The sequence below is a fragment of the Brachybacterium avium genome (assembly GCF_002216795.1).
GTDB classification, from domain to species: domain Bacteria; phylum Actinomycetota; class Actinomycetes; order Actinomycetales; family Dermabacteraceae; genus Brachybacterium; species Brachybacterium avium.
On sequence record NZ_CP022316.1, the window covers coordinates 1,381,621 to 1,403,894 of the forward strand.

Here is a 22,274-nt window from a genome sequence, read left to right on the forward strand (position 1 = left end):
ACAACGACGCATGAAAGCAGGTTCGACGTGGCACTGCCCCTCGCCTCCGTCCAGCTGTACACGCTGGCCACGGAGTTCTCCGCCGACATGAACGGCTCCCTCGACAAGCTCGCGCAGATCGGTCTGAAGAACGTCGAGGCGTTCGACTTCGTGCGCCGCCCCAAGGAGATCCGGGCCGCGCTGGACGCCTCGGGCCTCGCCTCCCCCACCGGGCACGCGCCGCTGCTGTCCGATGAGCTGTGGACGCCGGACGGCTCCATCCCCACCCCGGCGAACGAGGTCGTGTTCGAGGCCGCCGCCGAGATCGGCATGAAGACCGTCATCGATCCGATGGTCCCCACCGAGCGCTGGCTCACCGAGGACGGCGTGAAGGACATCGCCGAGCGCCTCAACGCCGCCTCCGAGACCGCGAAGCAGTTCGGGCTCACCGTCGGCTACCACAACCACGCCCAGGAGTTCCTCGCGGACTTCGACGGCCAGAGCGCCTACCAGCGCTTCCTGTCGCTGGTGGAGCCGTCGGTCGCGATCGAGCTGGACCTGTACTGGGCGCTGGTCGGCGGTCAGGACGTCGTGGCACTGGTCAAGGAGCTCGGCGATCGCCTCGTCGCGATCCACGTCAAGGACGGCATCAAGCCCGAGACCAACCCCTTCGCCCCCGAGGCCCCGAAGTTCAGCTCCTCGAGCCTGGACCAGCGCCACGCCGGCGAGGGCGAGGTCCCCACCATCGAGGCGATGCAGGCCGCGACCGGCGTCAAGTACGCGGTCATCGAGTACGACAACGCCCCCGGCGAGGTCTTCTCGGACATCGAGAACAGCTACCGCTTCCTGATCGACGGAGGACTCGCCGCATGACCACCCTCTCCCCCTTCTCCTCCCCGGTGGGCATCGGCTTCATCGGCGTCGGCGTCATCTCCGACACCTACCTGGAGAACCTCAACTCCTTCCCGGACGTCGAGGTGCTGATCCTCGGCGACATCAACACCGAGCGCGCCGCGGCCCAGGCGGCGAAGCACCACGTGCCGGCGTCCGGCACCGCGCAGGACGTGCTGGATCATCCGGGCGTGCAGGTCGTGGTGAACCTGACCCTGCCCGCCACCCATGTCGAGATCTCCTCCGCCGCGATCGCGGCGGGCAAGCACGTGTGGACCGAGAAGCCGCTGGGCCTGGACCGCGAGTCCACCGCCGCGCTGCTGGCACAGGCCGACGAGGCCGGGCTGCGCATCGGCTGCGCTCCGGACACCGTGCTCGGGGCGGGCGTGCAGACCGCCAAGCGGGCGGTGCTGGACGGGCTGATCGGTCGGCCGCTGTTCGCGCAGACCTCCATGCAGTGGCAGGGCCCCGAGGTGTTCCACCCCAACCCCGGCTTCCTGTTCGCCCAGGGTGCGGGCCCGCTGCTGGACATGGGCCCGTACTACTTCACCACCCTGGTGAGCCTGTTCGGCACCGTCGAGAAGGTCGCCGCAGTCGGGCTGAAGGCGAGCGAGGAGCGCGAGATCCGCGTGGGCGAGAAGGCCGGGACCACCTTCCCGGTCGAGGTGCCCTCGACGATCTCGGTGCTCACCCAGTTCGCGGGCGGCCAGACCGGCACCTCGCTGCTGAGCTTCGACTCGCCGCTGGCCCGCCAGGGCATCGTGGAGATCCACGGCACCGAGGGTTCGCTGATCGTGCCCGATCCGAACATGTTCGAGGGCCGCATCGCCTACGTGCGCCCCTTCGAGTCCTTCGGCGAGCGCCCGCCGGAGCAGGAATGGATCGAGGTGACGCAGAAGGGTCCCGCCACCGGCCGCGGCCTGGGCCTGCTGGACATGGTCCGCGCCATTCACACCGGTCGCCCGCACATCGCCACCGGCGAGGTGGGCTACCACGTGCTGGACGTGATGCTCTCGGCCGAGGAGTCCGCAGCCAGCGGCGAGTTCGTCACCGTGGAGTCGTCGGTCTCCGAGATCCCGGCCGTCCCGGCGGACTTCGACCCGCTGGCCCGCACCGTCTGAGCCCCGCCGGCCCGGGCAGGCCGGCTCACTGGTGCCCCGCCGCTGGCTGATACCGACAGATGCGCGCTGAGGACCTATGTGACGTGGTCACATGAGTCCTCAGCGCGCATTTGCATGCTCCGGCGCCTCTGCCCGGTTCGACCCGCATACGTTCCATCGGATCGGCGCGACGGTGGTCGACGACCAGGCGCGCGGGGCAGCGCGCGATCGATGCGGCCGGCCACCACGAACACTCACAGCCGATTCAGGAGATCTCTTCGCGGTCGGTGGAATCGAGCGCGGCATCCTGTGCTCGTCCGCTCCTGGAAGGGCGGAGGTGTAATTTGGGTGGCAAGAAGGTAGCTACAGCGAGGAAAGAAGCGGTAAGATGCGTTGACACCCCTTGGAAGGGAGGCACCCATGGTTCCCACGACTTCCTCAGGCACCTCGGCAGATGCTCGCCCGAACCAGAACTTGGCCTACCGGCGTGCGATCACCCTCGACGTTCGCGAGGTCACCCGGCGTCTGAACGCATCGCTCGGAGGGACGCTGGTCTCGGCTCTCGCCGGCTCTTCGGACACGAAGTCCTCCCACAAGTGGGCGAAGTCCACCGGGCCCAACCCTCGACCGGAGACCGTCAAGCGCCTCTACTTCGCCTACGAGCAGTGGCAGAAGGTCTCCGAGGCCGAAGGCGAGCACACCGCCCGTGTGTGGTTCATTGGAGCGAACCCCTGGCTGGGATATGACACTCCGGTGAACGCCATCCGTGAAGGTCGCCTCCCCGAGGTCGCGACGGCCGCTCAGGCCCTGGTCGACGACTCGTTCAGCGGCTGACCCACGGCGATGGCATCGCTCGATCAGCGGATCTGCTCGCGGACCGGGCTCGCCCTCGTGGCGGGCCCGGTCTCCGCGCTACGCATCGCCCGCGAGTCCTATGGCCCCCTCAGCCCAGTCCCTCGTCCAGCGGGGGAGAGCCCACAGGCCTGGAGCCGGTACGACACCCTTGGGCGGACGATCTACGCGTGCGCCGACCGGGTCACGGCCTACATGGAGCTGCTGGCCCCGTACCGCACCGACGTCAGCGCTCAGCGCCGCGCGCTCCAGCCGATCGCCGACGCCATGGGGAAGAACCTCGATGCGCTCTGGTACGACATCGTCGCCGAATGGGACGAGGCCGGAACCATGAAGGCCAGCTGGCTGCCCCGCGCCTTCCGGGAGGGCAGGGGGCTCTACACCCTCAGCTTCCCCACCGGCTGGTGGATTGACATCACGGCCACCGAGACGATCACCGCGCTCGAGGATCTCCTGCCTCACCCGTGGCCCACAGCCGAGGGGCCCCTGGAGGAGCCCTTGACGCTCGCCCACCTCACCGGTGATGACAGGGTGCTGACGACGGCGATCGCCACCGCGCTGCGCGAAGAAGTCACGCTCGACGACGGCACCCTGCCGCTGGGGATCAGGTTCCTGTCCAAGCACGGGCACCCGGCACAGGGCACCGGGATCTGCTGGGCCTACTGGATGCGGTACGTCGATCGCGGTCTCGACGAGCCGGCGACCATCCCGCACCGGACGAGGATTCGCGAGGACGACGCCGACCTGGTCGCCGTCCAGACCTACTGCAAGATCAAGAGCCGCTGAGCTTGCCGCAGTGAGAGCTCCGGGAGAACTTCTCGCTCGGCTGCGCGGGGTCTGGCGGCAGGATCATGTCCCGGGCCTCCGGTCGGCCGGCTGCGCGGGCGATCGTCAGGGCATTGATGTCGGTCAGCACGCGGTCGGCCACGATTGTGGGTCACTGACGTGGTGGTAGGAGCTTGGGATGGCGCCGTTCTTGCGGACGGTGAAGACAGCCTCTGGCGCGGCAGCTGTTCAGGTCGTGGCCACGTACGGTCGCCGTCACAGGGCTCTCGGAGCATCTCGGCTCCGCGCATTCCGAGGCGGAGCCGGCAGCGTTGATGCATCTGGGCAGCGAACGCCTGCGAATGGGGCAGGAAGCGCTCGATCACGATCTGACCAGCACTGCTGCTCCCTCTGCGAGTGAATTGACCATGCAGGACCGCCACAGTCCGGCTACCAGCACCAACCCTGCCAGCCAGCCCCAGGCCGGCCACCACGAGCACTTATGGCCGGTTCACGCCGACAGATGCGCGCTGAGGACTCATGCGACCACCTCGCATAGGTCCTCAGCGCGCATCTGCACGCGTCCGCACGCGACGGCACGCGCCGGCGCCCGACGGCACCCGGCACCCGGCGCCCGGCACCCGGCGCCCGACGGCACCCGGCGCCCGACGGCACCCGGCGCCCGACGGCACCCGGCGCTCGGTGGGCTGGGCGCGGCGGAGCGGGGCGTCCGCTCCGGGTCAGGCGCTGAGCAGGAGGGCCTCGCCCTGGCCGCCGCCTCCGCACAGGCTCACCCCGGCGCGGCCGCCGCCGCGGCGGGCCAGCTCGAGCGCGGCGGTCAGGGCCAGCCGGGCACCCGAGGCCCCGATCGGGTGGCCGAGGGCGATGGCGCCGCCGTGGATGTTGGTCTGCTCCAGCGGAAAGTCGAGGTCTGCGAGCGACTGGACCACGACTGCCCCGAAGGCCTCGTTGATCTCGAGCAGGTCCAGGTCCCGCGCCTGCCAGTCGGCGCGGGTCAGCGCCGCCCGCAGCGCGCCGGAGGGCTGGGAGTGCAGGGAGGAGTCGCGGGGGCCCGCCACCTGGCCGGGCGCCCCGATCGCGGCGAGGATCCTGAGGCCCTGCTCCTCGGCGAAGGCGCGCGAGGTGATCACCAGCGCCGCTGCTCCGTCGGACAGCGGTGAGGAGTTGCCGGCGGTGATGGTGCCGTCCTCCGCGAAGGCGGGGCGCAGCCCGGCGAGGGATTCGGCGGTGGTGTCCGGGCGGACACCCTCGTCGCGGTCCACCCGCAGCGGGTCGCTCTTGCGCTGGGGGATCTCGACGGGCGCGATCTCCTCGGCAAGGATCCCGGCCTCGGTCGCGGCGGCGGCCCGCTGGTGGGAGGCAGCGGCGACCTCGTCCTGTGCACGGCGGTCGATCCCGCGCTCGGCGTTGCCGCGTTCGGTGAGGTCGCCCATCGACTCGTGGCTGAGGGTGTCGGTGAGCCCGTCGTGCGCGACGGAGTCGAGCATGGTCGCCGGGCCGTACTTGAAGCCCTTCCGGGAGCCGCTGAGCAGGTGGGGGCCGTTGCTCATCGACTCCTGGCCGCCGGCGATCACGGCGGTGGCCTCGCCGGTGCGGATCAGCCGGGCCGCGTCGATCACGGCGGTGAGCCCGGACAGGCACACCTTGTTCAGCGTCACGGCCGGGACGTCCCAGGCCAGGCCTGCGGCGAGCGCGGACTGCCGGGCGGGGTTCTGGCCCTGACCGGCCTGGACCACATGGCCCATGATCACGGTGTCCACCGCGGCGGCGTCGAGCCCGGACCGGGACAGGGCGTGGCGGATGGCGTGCGCGCCGAGGTCCACGGCGGTCAGTGCCGCCTGCTGCGAGAGCAGCCGGGTGAACGGGGTGCGGGCGCCGCCGACGATGACGGGCTCGTGGGCGGAGGTGTCGGTTCGGGTCATGGCGTGCTCCTTTGACGGATGCGGCCCTCGGGGTGCGGCCGCGGGGGCCGGACGAGAGGCGGCTGCCGGCGGATCGGGGCAGGCAGCGGGGAGAGGTCCAGTGGTGTCCATCATCCTCCTCCCGTCGCCGACGGGGAAGGACAACGACGAGGGCAGCTGGTGCGGCCGGGGAGACCACCTGCACCGGCCCTTCCGGTGTCGGACCCCCGGGCCTACTCTTGACCTATGAGCATCCCCCGCTCGACCTCCCCCGCACCCGCGGCCGACGGCGCGGGACAGAGCACGGCCGCGGCCGACGGCACCCAGCGCATGGACCTGGTGCTGGAGGGCGGCGGGGTCAAGGGCATCGCCCTGGCCGGTGCGCTCGAGGTGCTCGAGGAGCGCGGGTACCGGGTGAACCGGGTGGCGGGCTCCTCGGCCGGCTCGATCGCCGGGGCCCTGGCGACCGCCGGGATCCCGGTGGACCAGATCGTGCGGATCCTGCGGGAAACGGACTACCGCCGCTTCGAGGACGGACCATGGTGGACCCGCACCCTGCCCGGCAAGGCGCTGAGCATCCTGCTGCACAACGGGATCCACCCCGGCACCTACCTCTGCGACTGGCTCGAGGAGCAGCTCTCCCTCCACGGCGCACCGGACCGCACCGGCACCTTCGCCGATCTGCACTACCGGGACCCCGACCCCGGGGTCGAGCCCGGGGGTCCGCACGCCTATCGCCTGATCGTCACCGTCTCGGACCTGTCCGCCGGGCGGCTGCGCTACCTGCCGCTGGACGCGGGCATCATCGGCTCCACCCCTGACGCACTGCGGGTGGTCGATGCGGTGCGGGCCTCGACCTCGATCCCGCTGTTCTTCCGCCCGGTGCGGCGCAAGAACCTGCGCGGGAAGCCGACGGTACTGGTGGACGGCGGCATGCTCTCGAACTTCCCGGTCTCCGTGTTCGACCGGCCCGGCGGCAAGGAGCCGCGCTGGCCCACCTTCGGCATCAAGCTCTCCGCCAAGCCGGACCCGGATCGCGGAGTGCAGAACCGGATCACGGGGCCACTGAGCTTCGGCAAGGCCGTGGCGGACACCGTCACCGGCTTCTTCGACCGCCTGCACGTCGACTCCTCCCACGCCGTGGCCCGCACGATCTTCATCGACACCTCCGCCGTGCGCTCCACCCAGTTCCATCTCAGCGAAGCGGAGCAGGAGCTGCTGTACCGCACGGGACGCAGCGCCGCGACCGAGTTCCTGGACGGCACGGGCACACGGGAGGCATGGGACTTCGAAACGTACAAGGCGCGGTTCCGGCAGACGTGAGCGTGAGGCCCGGCAGCAGGTCGGACCGGGCAGGTTGCCGCCAGGGATCGACAGCATCGGGTCCGGGATCGGTCACGCAGCACCGGGAGGGTGTCAGGTCGTTCACGAAGTTGCGGATCCGCAATTCCTTGAACGCGTGGGAGGTACGCTCCGGACCACCAGAGGCACTCTCCGGAACACCAGAGGCACTCTCCGGAACACCACAGGGAGAGAGCCAGCTGACGAAGCGTTGCCCACCGACGGGCTGTACCACGAGGAGGCGGGAGGTCCTATGGACGCGTCGCAGATCCTCGGCGGGATCAGGCATCAGGTCGGTATCACCCGTGCGGATCTTGCACGGCTGTGCGGGGTGAGCCCCTCGACCGTCGGCCGGATCGAGAAGGGCGAGCTGGATCCCACCTGGGGGACCTTCACGCGCATCCTGGAGTCTTCCGGATTCATGCTCCACGGAGAGTGGATCGTCCCGACGGGTGATGCGTCGGCCGCCGTCGCTGCACGCTTCGTGCTCGACCGCGTGCTCGACCACGTGCTCGCTCGCGGGAGCAGCACTCCGACGGAGACGTCAGCACCGACGGGGCCAGCGATCCTTGCGGCTCTGGACGGTCCGGCGGAGCTGCAGGCGTGGTGGCAGCGTTGGCATCGTGCTGGGTGGCTCTCGGACGCGCCCACGACGATGGGCATCAAATTCCTCTCGCATCACGCGAGCGTCGTCTCGAGGGAGGGCCGTGCGGCGATGCCTCGTCTCGTCGTCGGCGAGGGGCGCCGTTGGCGGGATCTCGTTCTGCGGATCGACGAGGCCGGATTCACCTACGCCGTGTCGGACCTGACGACTGCTCTCGAGAGTCCGAGTGCCGGGCTCACCGACTCTCCGAGGATCTACGTCTCCGACCTCTCGATGGTCGCCTCCGTGCTGCGCCTCGAGAGCTCCCCGTCTGGTCGAGGCATCCACCTTGTGAGCGCGGAGTGGCCGGAGCTGGAGGACATCGTGGTCGGTGACGGCATCTGCTTCACCTCTGTCGGTCAAGCCATCATGGACAACCTGACCGGGGACGAGGCGGAGAGGCGGAACTCCGACCGCACCCTTTCTCAACTCATGGCGGGCATCCTCCCCGTCGGCTGAACTGTCCACGGGACGCGGAGCCATCCGCAGCCTTGATCCGATGTCGGCGGCTCGGTGGGTATCAGGTCCTCGGCGGAGGCGACGACGATTCGCGCGAGGACGCGTCGCGCTCGACCCGCTCGCGCTTCGCGCGCCTCCGGTCCCGCACCCCGGAGCCGACGGTCCACGCCGCATAGAGGAACAGCACTCCGGCGAGCACGGGGATGGCCCAGGAGCGGGTCTGTCCGTCCACGGCCTGATTCACCCAGCCCAGGTAGGGCACGGCGTACCAGACCTTCCCGCGCACCTGCGCGGGCCGCACCGGCTCGGGATCGGGGGTGTTGTTGGCATCGCCCTGGGTGGTGAAGCGGACCTCGCCGCTGGCGCTGTCGACGCTGCGGGCGATCACGCGATGGGTCACGACAGCGGGCTTCCCGGATTCGATCTGGAAGGTGATCACGTCCCCCACCCCGATCTCCTCGACCGGGACGGGCTTGACCACCACGAGAGTGCCGGGCGGCAGGGTCGGGCGCATGGAGCCGGTGAGCACCGACAGCGGCATCCCGCCGACGAGGGCGGGCAGGGCGACGGTGATGACGCCGAGGCCCAGTATCAGCAGGAGCACGCCGACGCTGAGCCCGTTCAGCAGGGCCCCGGCCACCTCGCGCGTGCGACCTGGGCGCGGAGCGCTCTGGGAGGGTGCGGGCTCGACGGGTTCGACACTCTCGTCGGCCCTCGGCTCGGCCCGCTCGCCGCTGTCCTCGCCCCTCGGCCCGGGGCTCTGGGCGCTCATTCCTCGGGTCCCGTCGGCGCCGGCTGATGAGCAGGAGCAGCCCTCCCATGAGCGTCACTCCCAGGGCCGCGACGATCAGACCGCGGGCGATGCCGGTGGCCGCGAGGCGGCCGCGCTGGTCGGCGTGCGATCCGGTCGTGCCGGCCTCGCGCGGCTGCTCGGCTGGCGGTTCCTGTTCCGTCGGCGGAGCCTCTCCGCCCGGATCGCCGCCGGCCGACGGGAACGCAGGGATGATCTGCTCCTTCTGCTGCTCCGGCCCGGAGCCCGTGCCCTCGTCTCCGGCGGCAGCGGCGTCCTGGAAGACGATGGACAGGTCCAGGGCAATGGAACTGTTCTGAGCCCCGGTCCCGTCGGGGTGGGCGGCCAGGTCGAGGGTCAGGGTGAACAGCGCGCTCTGCCCGGGGTCGAGTTCGAGCGGAGGGCTCACCCGGGTGCGTTCGCCGAGCTCCGCGAGCGGGGTGCGGGGCAGGCCGACGCCTGAGGCGTCCACACCGATCCCGGCAGCGGTGGTCGCGCTGATCCCGAAGGCCTCTGCGGCCTCCTCCTCCGAGACCCGCACGTTGGTGAGCGCCACGTCCAGCATTCCGGTGCTCGGAGCATTGCTGCGCAGGTGGAGAGCGACGCTGGTGGATCCTCCGGGCACCATCACGAGGTCGGTGTCGAAGAGCAGGCCCTGGGGCGTCGACGTCCAGGTGATGCCGTCCGTGGAGTACTCGAGGGGACCGGAATCTCCACGGGCCGACGGCGCAGGGGCCAGCAGGAGCAGCAGCGCGAGCGCGAGCACGGTGGTCGCAGTCGCCTGCAGGTGAGGACGTCGTCGCATGAAGTCGATCATCGGTGACGTCAACTGCCTTTCACCTTGATGCCGCCATTGCCCTTGCTCGAGATATGCAATTGCGCGTAGGCCGTCAAGGACCAGGTCTGCCCGCCATCCTTGCTCGTCTCGATGTACAGCCGGACAAGGCCGTCCCCGTCCTCGTCGGAGTCCACGAACTCCTGAAGCAAATCCTTGTGAGTCTCGCCGTGGACGACGATCTGCGCCACCGAGATCTGCGAATCCGCCTCGGAGGGGAACGGGACACGATCTCTCGGAGTGCTCTCATGCGCCATGGACAGGCGGTACAGGTCGCCCTTGTCCACGGCCTTCCATTTCACCGTGGGATCATTGCCGCTATTGCCGAATTCGATCCTGGGGAGGTCCTCGAAACGATCCTTCTCGATGCTCTGCGAGACGGTCAGCGGCTCGGCCTGGACCGTCCACTGCTCACCGTCGGCATAGCGGAGCGAGGAGCTGATCGTGAATTCGAACTGCTTCCCGGCGTGCACGGCGAGGTCGCCCGCAGCGAGGGACGTCTGCACGCACACCACGACAGTCTGCCCCGGATCGACCTGAACCTTGTCCAGGGTCACGCCGGAGGCGGGGGTCCCTCGCACCGAGGTCGACATCGCCCGCTGAGGGGTGCACTCCGTGGCGTTGCCGACCGGAGCGACTGCGACCTGGACGGCCTCGCTCAGCGTCGGATCCATGACGGCCCCTCCGCGCGCAGCGACGGTGAGCGTCGCGGTCGCCGCGCGGCTGCCCGTGTTGCTCAGCGAGACGACACCGGCGAGTGCGGGAGCTCGGGCTGTATAGGTGCCGGAGAGGGAGGGCGCGTCGCCGACGGGTCCGAGCTCTTGGACCAGCCCCACGGTCGAGGCCTCCACCGTGCCCTGCACCTGCGCGGACGCTACCCAGTACGCGGCGGCCGTGGCAGTGCCCAGCAGGAGCAGCGCTCCGACCAGGACGGCAACCCGGCGTGCTCTTCCCCGCAGCGCGGTCAGGACGCGATGCGGGGTCTCGGCGCTCCTCACCTCTGCACCCCCTCGAACAGCAGCGTGATGTCCATCGTCTCACCGGGCAGGAGGGAGTCGGGCGCGATGACGATCAGGGAGAGTGTCCGGGAGGCCTCGGTGCCCGGTTCCAGCAGGAGTGCCGAGTCGGCGTCGTCGAGGACGACGTCCACCGGCTGCGTGACACCCGCGATCGTGCCGGTCGCCGTCACGGAGATCTCCAGCCGGACGTCGCCGGTGTTCTCCAGGGTGACCGTCCACGGCACCTCGTCGCCGGGCAGCAGGCCCTCTTCGCCGGGCTTCAGGCCGCTGACCGGACCGGGTTCGCCGTGGGCGGTGAGGGCAGCGGTCCCTGTGGTGAGGGTGCCGGCATCGACCGTCGCCTCCTCGGACCAGTACGCATAGGTGCCGCCCATCTGGGAGAGCACGACCGTGAGCACCAGGGCTGTGAGCGCGGCGACCAGGAGCCGCTCGGCGATCCGCCGCCGGGTGGAGGCTCCGGGCCGACGAGGGGAGGTGCCTCGCGTGCGGGCACGCCGCCCCGCCACAGCGGTGACCAGGTCACGGGAGTGCGGGGCGGTGGGCGACATGCGGGGCTCCTCGCGGCAGTCGGGGTGGTGGCGGGCTGCGGATCAGCCGGCGGGGGCGATGACCGGGGACTGCTCGGCGGTGAAGGACATGCCGGACACATCGACGTCGATGTCGCTGGAGTCATTGGTCGCCGTGTCGCCGTACGGGAGCTCCACGGTGACGGTCACGGGGATCTCGTAGACGCCGCTGCCGGTGAAGATGAGGCCTCCCTCGCCATCCGACTCGAGTTCGCCGTCTCCGGTGATCTCCACGTGGTCCAGGTCGAACGAGGTCTGGATCTCGAACTCATCGGCGCCCGGGGTGTCCCCGATGATCGAGCTCTCTTCCAGCGCGATCGTGCCCTGGATGTTGGTGCCGTCGGCGGTGAGGGTGAGGGACGTGGCGAAGGCACGCTCATCACCCGGGACCCAGAGGTCGGACTGACTCTCGATGGACTCTGTGAGCATGTCCTGGTCGGCATCCAGCTCGAGCTTTCCGGTATTGATCGTCCCACCGGTCAGCTCCGCGGTGTCGTTCCAGTAGGCGAGCGTTCCCGCTCCGCCCAGCAGCAGGACGAGACCGGCTCCAGCGGCGACGGATCCCTTGGCGAACTTGTTCATCTGTGTGCTCCTGAGTCTGTGGAGAGGCGCTCCGGCGAGGTGTCCGGTCGGGGCCTCTTGTCCCGATGACTCCATTCAAGGCGAGGCCCCTCAAGCGATCCGCAGGGAGCGAGTGGGCGTCTGCGCAAAATTTGCCGCAGATTCTCCAGGGCCGCCTTGAGCGGTTCTTGCGGCGGCGGCGCTGCCGCGAGACTTGAGGGAATCTTTGGCGCCTACGGGCCGAGGATCTGCGGTATGCGACAGAAGATGGGGCCATGCCCACCGCACCCGTTCTCGATGACGACGTGCTGCATCGGCTCGGCGAACAGCTGGGGAGCTCCGACGCCCTCTGCGGATTCCTCCGCCGCTATCTCGCCCTCCTGGAGCAGCGCATCGCCCGGCTCGAACGCGCTCTGGACTGCGCCGATCAGGACGACTGGAAGGATGCGGTGCTCAGCCTGAAGACGTCCTCGGTCATGGCCGGGGCGCAGGCCCTCGCCGAGCAGGCCGCCGACCTCGAGCAGGAGTCCGCAGGCTGTCCGTCCTGGCTGGCACCTGCCGGCGCCGTCGAAGGCCAGGCCCTCGCCCCGGCACCCGGGAAGAGGGACCCTGCCCTCACCCGACGGGCCGAGCGCATGGCATGCCTGCGCCGTCTCGCTGCGGAGACCGCCCGGCAGCTGCGCGCCTTCCTGCGCCGAGTGGGCGGCGCTCCCGGCACCGCGATCGCGGCACCCTGCACTGCGACAGATGCGCCCCCTGCGAGAAGACCCGCACCACCTAGCTGACGGCGACCGGCCGCCCGGCCATGCGGTAGCCGACCCCGCGCACGGTCTGGATCCAGCGGGGCTCGTTCGGGTCGTCGGCGAGCTTGCGACGCAGGTTCCCCACATGCACCTCGACCGAGCGCTCGTCCGCCTTGGGGACGTAGGTGCCGGCATCGGCATCGTCCCCCCGCACGGTGCGGGCGAGCTGCGCCTTCGAGCGCACCACCTGGCCGCTGCGCAGCAGCGTCTCCAGCAACAGGAACTCGGTGGGCGTCAGCGGGACCTCGCGCCCGGCGGCGTCGACGCGATGCAGCTGCGGATACAGCGCGAGGCCGTCCAGCTCCAGACGGGCATCGACGGCGGGCTCTGCGTGCGGGGCCGGTGCGGCAGAGCCCGGCAGCGGGGACGGGACGGCGGGAGTCTGCGCGGGCACCGGCGCCGACCACCCACTGGGTGCCGATCCCGCCGGGACCCCCGAGCTCGGAGGCGGCACGGGTGCGGGCGCAGCTGAGTCGGCCGGTTCGAGAGTGGCGTCCGGTGCATCCGCCGCCGGCGCGGCGGCCGGCTCTGCTGCCGCGGCGCCCGGGACCACCGGGAGGGAGCCGCTGGTGCGGGGCCGACGGAGCATCGCCTCGATGCGCGCGCGCAGCTCCCGGGGCCGGAAGGGCTTGGTGACGTAGTCGTCCGCCCCGGCCTCGAGCCCCAGCAGGGTGTCGATCTCCTCGGTGCGGGCCGTCAGCATCACCACGTAGGCGTCGGAGAACCGCCGCACCTGGCGGGTGACCTCGTAGCCGTCGAAATCCGGCAGCCCCAGATCGACGGTGACCACCGCCGGAGCGTGCTCGCGCACGGCCGCCACCCCCGCGGCGCCGGTGCCCGCCTGGTGCACGGTGAATCCGGACTGCCCCAGCAGCTCGGCCATCAGTCCCCTGATATCCGCGTCGTCCTCGACGACGACCGCGACACGCCTCTCCATCTCTCACACCCCTCAGAACTCCTGGACACGGCCACGATACCGTGGACAGGTGTCGAAGGAAGAGCCAGGTCACACCTGGAAGCGGGGCGAAACAGGAAAAATGACCAAGGCGTCGAGCAGAACTGCCACGGCGGCGCCGTCGAGCCGCCCTGCCCCGCATTTCGCCCACCTCCCCTGCGGCGGCGGATCCTGCTCTCCCAGCTGCCGCTGACGCTCTCCGCGCTCCTGGTGACCCTCGCCGTGCTGGTGGTCGCGCCGCACATCGCCACCTCCTCGCCGCACCTCCTCGGCGGTCTCGGCGGGATCCTGCTGCTGACCGCGGTGGCCGGGACGGTGCCGTGGCAGAAGTTCCCGCCGATGGTCTACTGGGCGATCCCGCTGCTGGACTTCGTGGCGATCGCCCCGTTCTGGAGCGCCGCCCGCCATGCACTGGACGGCATGACCCTGCTCTCCGCCTTCCCGGTGGTGTGGCTGGCCTGGTCCGGGATCCGCCCCGTGCTCGCCATCACCCTGGGCGTCCTCGGCAGCGCGGCCGTGGCCTGGGCGCCCTCTCTCGGTGGGCCCGCGCTGTTCCCGCAGGCCCTGGTGCAGGAGAACGTTGCCCGTCCGGCCGTGATCCCCTTCCTCATGCTGGCGCTCGCGATCGCCGCCAGCGTCCTCACCCGCAGCATGGACCGCACCAGCAGCGAGCTGGCCGCCTCGCTGGAGAACGCCGCCGCCCAGAACCGGATGCTGCACACGGTGGTGGAGACCTCCGAGGTGGGGATCCTGGTGGTGGACGGCGAGGGTCACGACGTGCTGATGAACTCCGCCCAGCGGCGCACCCACTTCCTGGGCCTGCCGGCCGGGCAGGCCGACGGCGCGGAAGCGGAGCTGCTGGTGTTCGAGTCCGACGGGACGACGCCGATCCCGGCCGAGGACCGCCCGGTGGCCTGCGCCCTGCGGGGCGAGAGCTTCCAGGGACGGATCGTCGCGATCGGCACGGACGGCAGCCAGCAGCAGCTGGCCATCTCCGCCACCCCCATGCTCGACGCCGACGGGGGCTGGGACGGGAGCGTCGTGGTCTTCCAGAACGTCACCGATCTGGTGGGGGCGATCCGCTCCCGGGAGCAGTTCGTCGCGGAGGTCTCCCACGAGTTCCGCACCCCGCTCACCTCGATCATCGGCTACCTCGACCTGGCCCTGGACTCCCACCCCGATCCGGTGCTCGAGCGGTATCTGAGCACCTCCATCCGCAACGCCGAGCGGCTGCTGACCCTGGTGAGCAACCTGCTCGACGTCAGCGCGAGCACCTCGACGATCTCGGTGCAGGACGTGGACCTGGTGCGGCTGACCCTGCACAGCGTGGAGTCCGTCGAGGTGCGGTCGCGCCGCAACGGGGTCCACCTGACCTCCGAGCTGCCGACCCGCCTGCGGGTGCGGGCCGATGCCGTGAAGCTGGGCCAGGTGATCGACAACCTGCTCTCCAACGCCGTGAAGTACACGCGGCAGGGAGGCAGCGTCACCGTCTCGTTGCGCAGGGCGCAGGATCCCACCGGGCCGGAGCGGTCCGAGGGTGGTGACTGGGCCGAGCTGCGGGTGCGGGACACCGGCATCGGGATGACCGAGGACGAGCTCGCCGGGCTCTTCCAGAACTTCTACCGCACCGAGCATGTGCGCAAGGCCGCGATCCCCGGCACCGGGCTCGGGCTGGCGATCTCCCGCGGCTACGTCCGCGCGCACGGCGGGGAGATCCTGGTGTCCTCACAGGAGGGCGTCGGCTCGACCTTCACGGTGCGCCTGCCGGTGCAGGGTCCGGCCGAGGAGGGCACCGCATGACGGACCGAGCGCGGCCTGCTGCTCGCCCGTCCTCGTCGAGGAGGCGTCTGATGGAGTCGTTGAACAGATGGACCGAGCGGGCCGGCTGGGTGGTCTCCCCCACCCGCGGCACCACCTCGAAGCAGCTGTACTTCACGGCGTTCATGCTGGGCACGACGCTGCTGATCGCCATCTCGCATCCCGAGCTGGTGCTCGCGCCCCCGTACCTGGTGGCGCTCGGCGTGCTCGCGGGAACGACGGTCCTCGCCGTCGTGATCGAGTGGGATGCGCGTCCACCGGCGTGGAGCGTCCTGGTGCCGGTGCTGGACATCCTCTCGGTCGCCCTGATGCGGGACATGCTGCGGGACAGCTCCATCGCGGTCTCGCTGCTGGTCCTGCTCCCCGTGCTGTGGCTGGCCGCTCGCGCGCGCCTGCTGGGCGTGGTGATCTCGGTGGTGGCGGTCACTGCGCTGATCGCCCTGCCGGCCCTGGTGCGGGCCCCGCACATCGACTCGCTGGTGATCGTGCATTCGCTCCTGCTGCCGTTCATCGTGCTGCAGATGGGGCTGCTGACGGTCGGGGCTCTCTCGCTGCTCGACGGTCAGAACCATCGGCTGGCCTCGGCGCTGCAGGAGCAGGAGTCGCTGCTGGACGCGGCGGCGACCTCGGAGAAGCTGCTGCACAACATCATCGACAGCGTGGATGTGGGGATCGTGGTCGTGGACCGCGACGGCAACGACCTGCTGATGAACCGGGCTCAGCACCGGATCCACGCCCTGGCCACCCCCGAGGAGGACCACGATCCGGACGAGGCGCGGCTGCTGGTGCGCTACCCGGGCACCAGCACCCCGATCCCTCCCCCGCAGCGGCCGGTGCGTCGTGCCGTGATGCAGGAGACCTTCGACAACTACGTCGTCGACATCGGGCCGCCGGGTCGCGGGGCCGTCGCCTTCTCGACCTCGGCGCGGCAGATCCTGGACCGCCAGGGCGCGCGCTCCGGTGCGGTGGTGGTGTTCTCGGACGTCACCACGTACATCGAGACGGTCCGGTCCCAGGAGCGGTTCGTCGCCGCGGTCTCGCATGAGCTGCGCACCCCGCTCACCTCGGTGATCGGGTACCTCGAGCTGGCCCGGGACGATCTGGATCTGTCGAAGGAGACGGCCTCGTATCTCCAGGTGGCGAACCGCAACGCCGAGCAGCTGCTGCTGATCGTGCAGGATCTGCTGGCCGATCAGGTGGCCCGCTCGGGCACCCAGGAGCTGGTGCTGCGGCCGCGGCGGCTCTCGGAGATCGCGCAGCAGGCGGCGGAGTCCTTCGCGCTGCGGGCCGAGGAGCAGGGGATCGCGCTCGAGCTCGACCTGGAGGAGACCCCGGAGCTGCCGCTGGATGAGCAGCGGCTCCAGCAGGCGGTGGGGAATCTCCTCTCCAATGCGCTGAAGTACACCGCCCGCGGCGGCACCGTGCTGATGCGCACCGGGGTGCGCGGCACCCAGGTGGAGCTGAACGTGATCGATTCGGGGATGGGAATGTCCGATCAGGAGCAGACGAACCTGTTCACCCCGTACTACCGCACCCGCACGGCCCGGGACAGCGCGATCGCCGGGCACGGCATCGGCCTGTCCCTGACCCGACAGATCGTGGTGGGCCACGGCGGGCAGATCAGTGTGCGCTCGCGCCCGGGCGAGGGGTCGGCGTTCACGCTCCACTTCGCACTGGACGGCACCGAGCGGGCCGGCGGCGCGACGGCCCGCTCCGAGGCGCCCGAGTAGTCACCGCGGGTCGCGGCCGACGGCCCCGGCGACGATCCCGGCCAGCTGTGCGCGCAGGTCCCGGGGGCGGAACGGTTTGGTGAGGTACTCATCGGCGCCCGCCTCGAGCCCCAGCTGGGCGTCGGACTCCTGGGAGCGGGCGCTGAGCATCACGATGTGGCCGCTGATCAGCGGGCGAGCCTGCCGCACCAGGTCATAGCCCTCCACATCGGGCAGCCCGACGTCCACCAGCATGAGGTCCGGTTCCTGCACAGCGAGCGCCTGCATCCCGGCGGCGCCGGTGGCTGCCGCGGCGACGGCGTAGCCGGCCTGTTCCAGCACCACCTCGAGCAGACCTCGGATGTCGTCGTCGTCCTCGATGACGAGTGCTGTCGCCATGTCGCTCCCCCGCTGTCTGACAGTTTTCGAACAGTGGTCAGAGTATCGGGGCCTGCCGACACTCCACCGGGACCATCGGGCCGATCCACCGCGGGAGTCGCCCTCGCCGGGCACTCCTGCGGCCGACGGCGTGCCCGCACCGCACGGGACATCGCCCTCCGTGACCTTTTCGTTATACTCATGGGTTCCGACCGACGAGGAGACCCGTGCCCGCCCCCACCGTGAGCGAGACGCGCCCCGGCACCGCCGCGAAGCCCGGCTTCCGCCCCGACATCCAGGGGCTGCGGGCGATCGCGGTGATGCTCGTGGTGCTGTTCCACTCCGGGGTGCAGGCGCTGTCCGGCGGGTACGTGGGCGTGGACGTGTTCTTCGTGATCTCCGGCTTCCTCATCACCACCCACCTGCTGGAGACCCTCGAGCGGGACGGACGGATCAGCTTCGCCAGCTTCTACGCCAAGCGAGCCCGCCGCATCCTGCCGGCGGCGCTGCTGGTCGCGGTGCTCACGCTGGTCGCGGCCTGGATCTGGATGTCCCCGCTGCTGATGCGCAGCGTGGTGGACGGCGCGATCGCCACCGCGCTGTACGTGCCGAACTACTTCTTCGCCCTCCAGGACACCGACTACCTCGCCGAGACCACCCCGTCGGTGTTCCAGCACTTCTGGTCCCTCGGCATCGAGGAGCAGTTCTACCTGTTCTGGCCCGCGCTGCTGGCGGTGGGGTTCTGGCTGCGCCGGCGCCGCGAGCGACGGGTGATGGTGCTGATCGCCGTGGTCACCGCGTCCTCGTTCCTCGCCTGCGTGCTGCTGATGGACATCTCCCAGCCGTGGGCCTTCTTCTCCCTGCCCACCCGGGCCTGGGAGCTGGGCGCGGGCGGGCTGGTCGCGTTCCTGCTGCGCTCCGGGGCGCGGTGGCTGCGTGCACCGCTGACCGGGCTGCTGGCCTGGGCGGGCCTGGCAGGGCTGGCGGCGGTGGCCCTCACCTTCGACGGGAACACGGTGTTCCCCGGGTGGAGCGCGGCACTGCCGGTGCTCGCGGCCGCGGCGCTGATCATCGGCGGCGCCGCGCCCGGACCCCTCAATGCCACGCGTCTGCTGGCGGTGGCGCCGCTGCAGTTCCTGGGCGCGATCTCCTACTCGCTGTACCTGGTGCACTGGCCGCTGCAGGTGATCCCGCAGGCCGCGACCTTCTCCGACGCTCCCCTGCCGCTGGAGCAGAGCCTGGCGCTCGGCGCGGTGGCGGTGCCGCTGGCATGGCTGCTGTACCGGTGCGTGGAGCGCCCCGTGATCGGCTGGCGGATGCTGCGGCAGCGACGGCAAGGGCTCACCGGACTGGTCGCGGCGGGCGCCTCGCTCGTGGTGGTGCTCGCCTCCGGCGGGGTGGCCGCCGTCAGCGCGCAGCAGCCGCTGTCCAGCGACCGCACCGCAGCGCCGGCCACGGCGACCCCCGATCCCGCCGGCACCAGCTTCGTGCCCGCCAATATCGCTCCCTCGCTCGACGCCGTGGCCGAGGACAACGCGGCCGTCTACGACACCGGCTGCCACAACTCGACCCACGACGCCGATCCCGCCGGCTGCCGGGTGGGGGACGACCCCGAGGCGCCGCTGGTGTTCCTGGTCGGGGATTCCCACGCCGCCAGCTGGTTCCCGGCGCTGGAGGAGCTCGCGGAGGAGGGCCGGATCCGCCTGGACAGCAACAGCAAGAGCTCCTGCCTCCCGCTGGAGACCGACCAGCAGTACCTCGCGAAGGAGTACACCTCCTGCGAGCAGTGGCGGGACGGGGTGCTGGAACGCATCGACGAGGAGCAGCCCGACCTGGTGCTGCTGGCGATGTACGACAGCCCGGGCCGACTCCAGGATGAACCGGGCACCTCCACGCCCGCGCAGTGGCGGGAGGGGCTCGCCGCGACCCTCGCGCAGATCGACGGCCCGCGGGTGGCGGTGATGAAGGATGTCCCCACCCAGCACCTCAACCCCGATGAATGCCTCTCGACGCACCTCGAGGAGGCGCAGGCCTGTGCCGTGCCGCGAGAGGAGGCCTTCGAGGAGGACCTCGTCGAGGCCGAGGACCAGGCCATCGAGGAGGCCGGGGACGAGGTGGAGCGGGTGGACCTCACCCGGTTCTTCTGCAATGCGCAGACCTGCCCGATCGTCATCGGCAACACCGTGGTGTTCCGCGACACCCACCATCTCACCACGACGTTCAGCCGGCAGATGGCCGAGCCCATGTGGGAGGAGATCGAGCCGCTGACAGTGTGAGCGGCACCTGCTGCCGGCACGGCGCAGGCCAATGGTCCGATATCGTTCCGACACGGCACGCATGCCGCCCCGAGCACGCTTCCAGCGACCCGAAGGAGCACCCAGCATGGCCGGAAAGAAGCTGGTCCCGGGCTCAGGCCGAGCCTCCACCGCGATGAACGCCGCGAAATGGGCGATCCCGCTGCTGGCGGCCGGCGCCCGCTGGATCTCCGCGCACCCGGAGGTGTGGGAGAGCGTCAAGGAGCAGGCCGCGAAGCTGCAGCGCACCACCACGAGCAAGCCCGACGGGGTGCTCGCCACCGTCGCGATCCTGCGCGAGCAGGTGGACTACCTGGAAGGCTCCGCCGACGACGCCGGGGAGACCCGACGCGCGCAGGAGTGGGCGAAGCGGCTGGATTCCTGCGAGCGCGCGGCCCAGCTGCTGAAGGCCCCCGGCGCGACCCGCAAGGACCGCAAGGCGCTCAAGGAGCGCACCGAGGCGCTGCGCTCGGAGATCTTCGAGGCGTACATCGAGGAGATGGGTGAGGACGCGGAGGAACGCACAGGCGCGTAGCCCAGCCAGCTGAACAGCCTGTGTCGGGCCTGCTGCCCGACGCGGTCATCGGCCGGCCTCGATGGTGGGATCCGCTGACTGCGTCGTGGCCGGGGCCGCTCAGACGTTCACATGCGCCTCGGAATCTTCCGTCGTCGCCTCCACAGGCTCGACAGACTGCGACCGGTCGGTACCGCCCGTTCCAGACCGCATCACGCGGAACCGTTCGACGACGCCGCGGGTGAGACGGCCCTCGGTGAGCGCGGTGCGGAACCAGGTCACGATGGCGACCCAAGTCGCGCCGGAGACGAGAACGGCATCGGCCGAGGCCATGATCCCGGAGAAGAACGGCAGCCCCATCAGCACGGCGATGCTGAGGTGCATGCCCAGCAGGATGACCAGGGCGATACGCCGGGTGATCCGGTGGAACAGCAGGAAGGGGAAGGCGATCTGGGCGAGCACTGTCATGTAGGTCGCGATCACCACGGGCAGCGCCCAATAGGTCAGAACGTCCGCCACCGGCGGGAAGGCGCCGTAGGCCACGGACTGGAGCGGATAGTAGACGGCCGTCCCGCTCTGCCAGAGGCTGCCCTGGACCTTGTAGAGCCCGGCCTCCAAGTACACGGTGCAGATCTGCGCAACCACCAGGCAGAGGCCGATGTTGTGCAGCACGGAGCCGGTCTGGGTCTCGGAACTCTCGGTGCGGGCGCGACGCCGGGCATCGAGCGACCAGCGGCGCGAGACGTCCATCAGGATCAGGTAGATGAGCATGATCCGGATGAAGTAGTTGCCGCCGTCGGAGATCGGCGTGTTCTGTCCGTTCAGCGTGGTGTACGCGATGAACAGCAGGGGCGTGACGAGCCGGGTGCGCCATCCGAGCAGGAACGCGACCACCAGCACGATGGTCACCAGGTACCACAGCCAGAACAGCCCGGGGCCGGCGTGCTGCAGAGCGTTGAAGGGAGCGTCGTAGCCGAGGATCTCGCGGTAGGGCTGCCAGTACTGCGAGCCGGGCCCCCAGATGCGGGAGGCGACCGGCAGGTTCAGCACCAGCCAGCCCAGCAGGAACGCTCCTGTGGCGATGCGCATGACGGCTATGCCGTAGTCGGAGTGGCGGTCCGCGATGAACCAGGTGACGACGCGGTCCAGGAGGCGCCCGGGCAGATCCCGCTGACCTCGCATCCAGCTGCGGATGGGGGTGGATGTGTTCATGACCAGGCCCGCTTCACGTCGTCATCGAACTCCATCGCAGGGCGCCAGCCGATGGTGGTCCAGTGCTGGGCAGGTTCCTCAGGTGGGTCGTGCCGCTGCTTGAACGCGGGGACGGGCTCGCGCAGCATCCGCACCTCGACCAGGGTCACGGCGTCCCCGTGCTCCTGCTGCAGGTAGAGGGTCGCGAGGCCCACTGCCGTGTCCTCGAGCCGCTGGTAGGTGCGGAGGTTGTTCAGCTGGCCCGGGGAGAAGGCCTGTTCGGCCTCTGTGGAGTAGAGGTCCACGCCGAACACCGGGTCGCCGTCGATGTGGTTGGCCTCGGCCATCGCCTGCTGCTCATCGGTGAGGCGGTTGGCGACGGGCCAGAGGCGGCCGTGGACCACCTTCGACTGCCGCGTCTCGCGGTTGGCGAAGATGTTGTAGTCGAGCGCTTCCTGCTCCTCGGCGGTGATGTTGCGCCACTCCGTGAACTCGGCGCCGGCGTCGGCTCCCCCGGCGCAGGCGTCGAAGTCGCTGATGCAGGCGCGCACGAGCATGAACTCGTCCTGTGAGTACGGGCCTGGGGCGAAGAGGTTCCAACCCTGGTCGAGCGGGCCGAGGAAGTACCGGTTCAGCGCGGGCTGCAGCGCAGCGCGCACAGGCGTGTCGGGGCCGGTGTAGGCGAGGGTCGCGCCGATGTGTCCAGCGGCGAGGAGTCCGACGGTGGCCAGTACCACGGCGGGCAGGCGGCGGATTCGGGGCGAAGCCATGGGGGTGGGGTCCGATCTGCAGGGCTGTGCGGGGAGAGCAGGCGTCGGGGTCAGGGTAAGAAGTCGGGCAAGGCCGATGGCCGCCGGGCTGGGCACCGAGGTGCCGGCCCGACGGCCAT

The 22,274-nt window shown here is 70.4% G+C and carries 22 protein-coding genes and 2 pseudogenes; 13 read left to right on the forward strand and 11 right to left on the reverse strand.

Going from position 1 to position 22,274, the window contains the following annotated elements:
- Positions 1-27 precede the first annotated feature (27 nt).
- The 4 genes from CFK39_RS06285 to CFK39_RS06300 all read left to right on the forward strand — a co-directional run bounded on the left by CFK39_RS06285 (position 28) and on the right by CFK39_RS06300 (position 3,608).
- Positions 28-852, forward strand: a complete 825-nt coding sequence (locus CFK39_RS06285; protein ID WP_089064745.1) for a sugar phosphate isomerase/epimerase family protein — start codon at positions 28-30, stop codon at positions 850-852.
- Complete coding sequence (locus CFK39_RS06290) at positions 849-1,991, forward strand: Gfo/Idh/MocA family protein (RefSeq protein ID WP_089064746.1); 1,143 nt, start codon at positions 849-851, stop codon at positions 1,989-1,991. The genes CFK39_RS06285 and CFK39_RS06290 overlap by 4 nt, the downstream gene beginning before the upstream one ends.
- A gap of 399 nt (positions 1,992-2,390) precedes the next feature.
- On the forward strand, positions 2,391-2,804 hold the full coding sequence (locus CFK39_RS06295) for a hypothetical protein (protein WP_245822949.1): 414 nt from the start codon (positions 2,391-2,393) through the stop codon (positions 2,802-2,804).
- Positions 2,805-3,017: 213 nt separating this feature from the next.
- Complete coding sequence (locus CFK39_RS06300; protein ID WP_157697084.1) at positions 3,018-3,608, forward strand: hypothetical protein; 591 nt, start codon at positions 3,018-3,020, stop codon at positions 3,606-3,608.
- Here CFK39_RS06300 and CFK39_RS16180 read toward each other — a convergent pair.
- Entirely contained in the window at positions 3,595-3,738 is a 144-nt protein-coding gene (locus CFK39_RS16180) for a hypothetical protein (RefSeq protein ID WP_157697085.1), read from the reverse strand. The genes CFK39_RS06300 and CFK39_RS16180 overlap by 14 nt on opposite strands.
- Before the next feature lie 48 nt (positions 3,739-3,786).
- Here CFK39_RS16180 and CFK39_RS17445 point away from each other — a divergent pair.
- Positions 3,787-3,982: pseudogene (locus CFK39_RS17445) on the forward strand (IS1634 family transposase); the annotation flags it as partial.
- A gap of 345 nt (positions 3,983-4,327) precedes the next feature.
- Here CFK39_RS17445 and CFK39_RS06305 read toward each other — a convergent pair.
- Positions 4,328-5,530, reverse strand: a complete 1,203-nt coding sequence (locus CFK39_RS06305; RefSeq protein WP_089064748.1) for an acetyl-CoA C-acyltransferase — start codon at positions 5,528-5,530, stop codon at positions 4,328-4,330.
- Positions 5,531-5,755: 225 nt separating this feature from the next.
- Between CFK39_RS06305 and CFK39_RS06310 the strand changes: the two genes are divergently transcribed.
- Together CFK39_RS06310 and CFK39_RS06315 are read left to right on the forward strand one after the other, a co-directional pair.
- Positions 5,756-6,832, forward strand: coding sequence for a patatin-like phospholipase family protein (locus CFK39_RS06310; protein WP_245822950.1), 1,077 nt, complete (start codon positions 5,756-5,758; stop codon positions 6,830-6,832).
- 271 nt (positions 6,833-7,103) lie between these two features.
- The gene (locus tag CFK39_RS06315; RefSeq protein WP_089064749.1) at positions 7,104-7,952 is read left to right on the forward strand and encodes a helix-turn-helix transcriptional regulator; all 849 of its coding nucleotides are present in this window, start codon (positions 7,104-7,106) and stop codon (positions 7,950-7,952) included.
- A gap of 61 nt (positions 7,953-8,013) precedes the next feature.
- Here CFK39_RS06315 and CFK39_RS06320 read toward each other — a convergent pair whose 3' ends face one another.
- Positions 8,014-8,724 (reverse strand): signal peptidase I, encoded by a 711-nt coding sequence (locus tag CFK39_RS06320; RefSeq protein ID WP_089064750.1) that lies wholly within the window; start codon positions 8,722-8,724, stop codon positions 8,014-8,016.
- Between the two features lie 124 nt (positions 8,725-8,848).
- On the opposite strand from CFK39_RS06320, the gene CFK39_RS06325 reads away from it, so the two are divergent.
- A complete protein-coding gene (locus CFK39_RS06325; protein ID WP_089064751.1) occupies positions 8,849-9,205 on the forward strand; it encodes a hypothetical protein in 357 nt (118 codons plus the stop codon).
- 362 nt (positions 9,206-9,567) lie between these two features.
- Here CFK39_RS06325 and CFK39_RS06335 read toward each other — a convergent pair whose 3' ends face one another.
- From CFK39_RS06335 to CFK39_RS06345, 3 genes are read right to left on the reverse strand one after another with little or no spacing between them, the layout of a single operon-like run.
- Positions 9,568-10,575 (reverse strand): hypothetical protein, encoded by a 1,008-nt coding sequence (locus CFK39_RS06335; RefSeq protein ID WP_089064753.1) that lies wholly within the window; start codon positions 10,573-10,575, stop codon positions 9,568-9,570.
- Positions 10,572-11,144, reverse strand: coding sequence for a hypothetical protein (locus CFK39_RS06340; RefSeq protein WP_089064754.1), 573 nt, complete (start codon positions 11,142-11,144; stop codon positions 10,572-10,574). The genes CFK39_RS06335 and CFK39_RS06340 overlap by 4 nt, the downstream gene beginning before the upstream one ends.
- A 42-nt stretch (positions 11,145-11,186) precedes the next feature.
- Entirely contained in the window at positions 11,187-11,744 is a 558-nt protein-coding gene (locus CFK39_RS06345; RefSeq protein WP_157697086.1) for an alternate-type signal peptide domain-containing protein, read from the reverse strand.
- 254 nt (positions 11,745-11,998) lie between these two features.
- Here CFK39_RS06345 and CFK39_RS06350 point away from each other — a divergent pair, with 254 nt between their 5' ends.
- The gene (locus CFK39_RS06350) at positions 11,999-12,508 is read left to right on the forward strand and encodes an Hpt domain-containing protein (protein ID WP_089064756.1); all 510 of its coding nucleotides are present in this window, start codon (positions 11,999-12,001) and stop codon (positions 12,506-12,508) included.
- Here the strand turns inward: CFK39_RS06350 and CFK39_RS17450 are convergent.
- Entirely contained in the window at positions 12,501-13,115 is a 615-nt protein-coding gene (locus CFK39_RS17450) for a winged helix-turn-helix domain-containing protein (RefSeq protein ID WP_420836215.1), read from the reverse strand. The two genes, CFK39_RS06350 and CFK39_RS17450, sit on opposite strands and share 8 nt — an antisense overlap.
- Positions 13,104-13,463, reverse strand: a pseudogene (locus tag CFK39_RS17455) (response regulator transcription factor); the annotation flags it as partial. The pseudogene CFK39_RS17455 and the gene CFK39_RS17450, both read right to left, overlap by 12 nt.
- A gap of 228 nt (positions 13,464-13,691) precedes the next feature.
- Here CFK39_RS17455 and CFK39_RS06365 point away from each other — a divergent pair.
- Positions 13,692-15,281 (forward strand): sensor histidine kinase, encoded by a 1,590-nt coding sequence (locus CFK39_RS06365; RefSeq protein ID WP_089064759.1) that lies wholly within the window; start codon positions 13,692-13,694, stop codon positions 15,279-15,281.
- 50 nt (positions 15,282-15,331) lie between these two features.
- Positions 15,332-17,029 (forward strand): ATP-binding protein, encoded by a 1,698-nt coding sequence (locus CFK39_RS06370; RefSeq protein ID WP_172805647.1) that lies wholly within the window; start codon positions 15,332-15,334, stop codon positions 17,027-17,029.
- Here the strand turns inward: CFK39_RS06370 and CFK39_RS06375 are convergent, their stop codons facing one another.
- Positions 17,030-17,407, reverse strand: coding sequence for a response regulator transcription factor (locus CFK39_RS06375; RefSeq protein ID WP_089064761.1), 378 nt, complete (start codon positions 17,405-17,407; stop codon positions 17,030-17,032).
- 206 nt (positions 17,408-17,613) lie between these two features.
- On the opposite strand from CFK39_RS06375, the gene CFK39_RS06380 reads away from it, so the two are divergent.
- A complete protein-coding gene (locus CFK39_RS06380; RefSeq protein WP_245822951.1) occupies positions 17,614-19,662 on the forward strand; it encodes an acyltransferase family protein in 2,049 nt (682 codons plus the stop codon).
- A gap of 106 nt (positions 19,663-19,768) precedes the next feature.
- Positions 19,769-20,215 carry a hypothetical protein gene (locus CFK39_RS06385; protein ID WP_089064762.1) on the forward strand — a complete coding sequence of 149 codons (447 nt, stop codon included), beginning with the start codon at positions 19,769-19,771 and terminating at the stop codon, positions 20,213-20,215.
- Between the two features lie 99 nt (positions 20,216-20,314).
- Here the strand turns inward: CFK39_RS06385 and CFK39_RS06390 are convergent, their stop codons facing one another.
- Both CFK39_RS06390 and CFK39_RS06395 read right to left on the reverse strand, forming a co-directional pair.
- The gene (locus tag CFK39_RS06390; protein WP_089064763.1) at positions 20,315-21,406 is read right to left on the reverse strand and encodes an HTTM domain-containing protein; all 1,092 of its coding nucleotides are present in this window, start codon (positions 21,404-21,406) and stop codon (positions 20,315-20,317) included.
- Entirely contained in the window at positions 21,403-22,155 is a 753-nt protein-coding gene (locus tag CFK39_RS06395; protein WP_089064764.1) for a DUF5819 family protein, read from the reverse strand. Before CFK39_RS06395 ends, CFK39_RS06390 begins: the two co-directional genes overlap by 4 nt.
- Between the last annotated feature and the right edge of the window lie 119 nt (positions 22,156-22,274).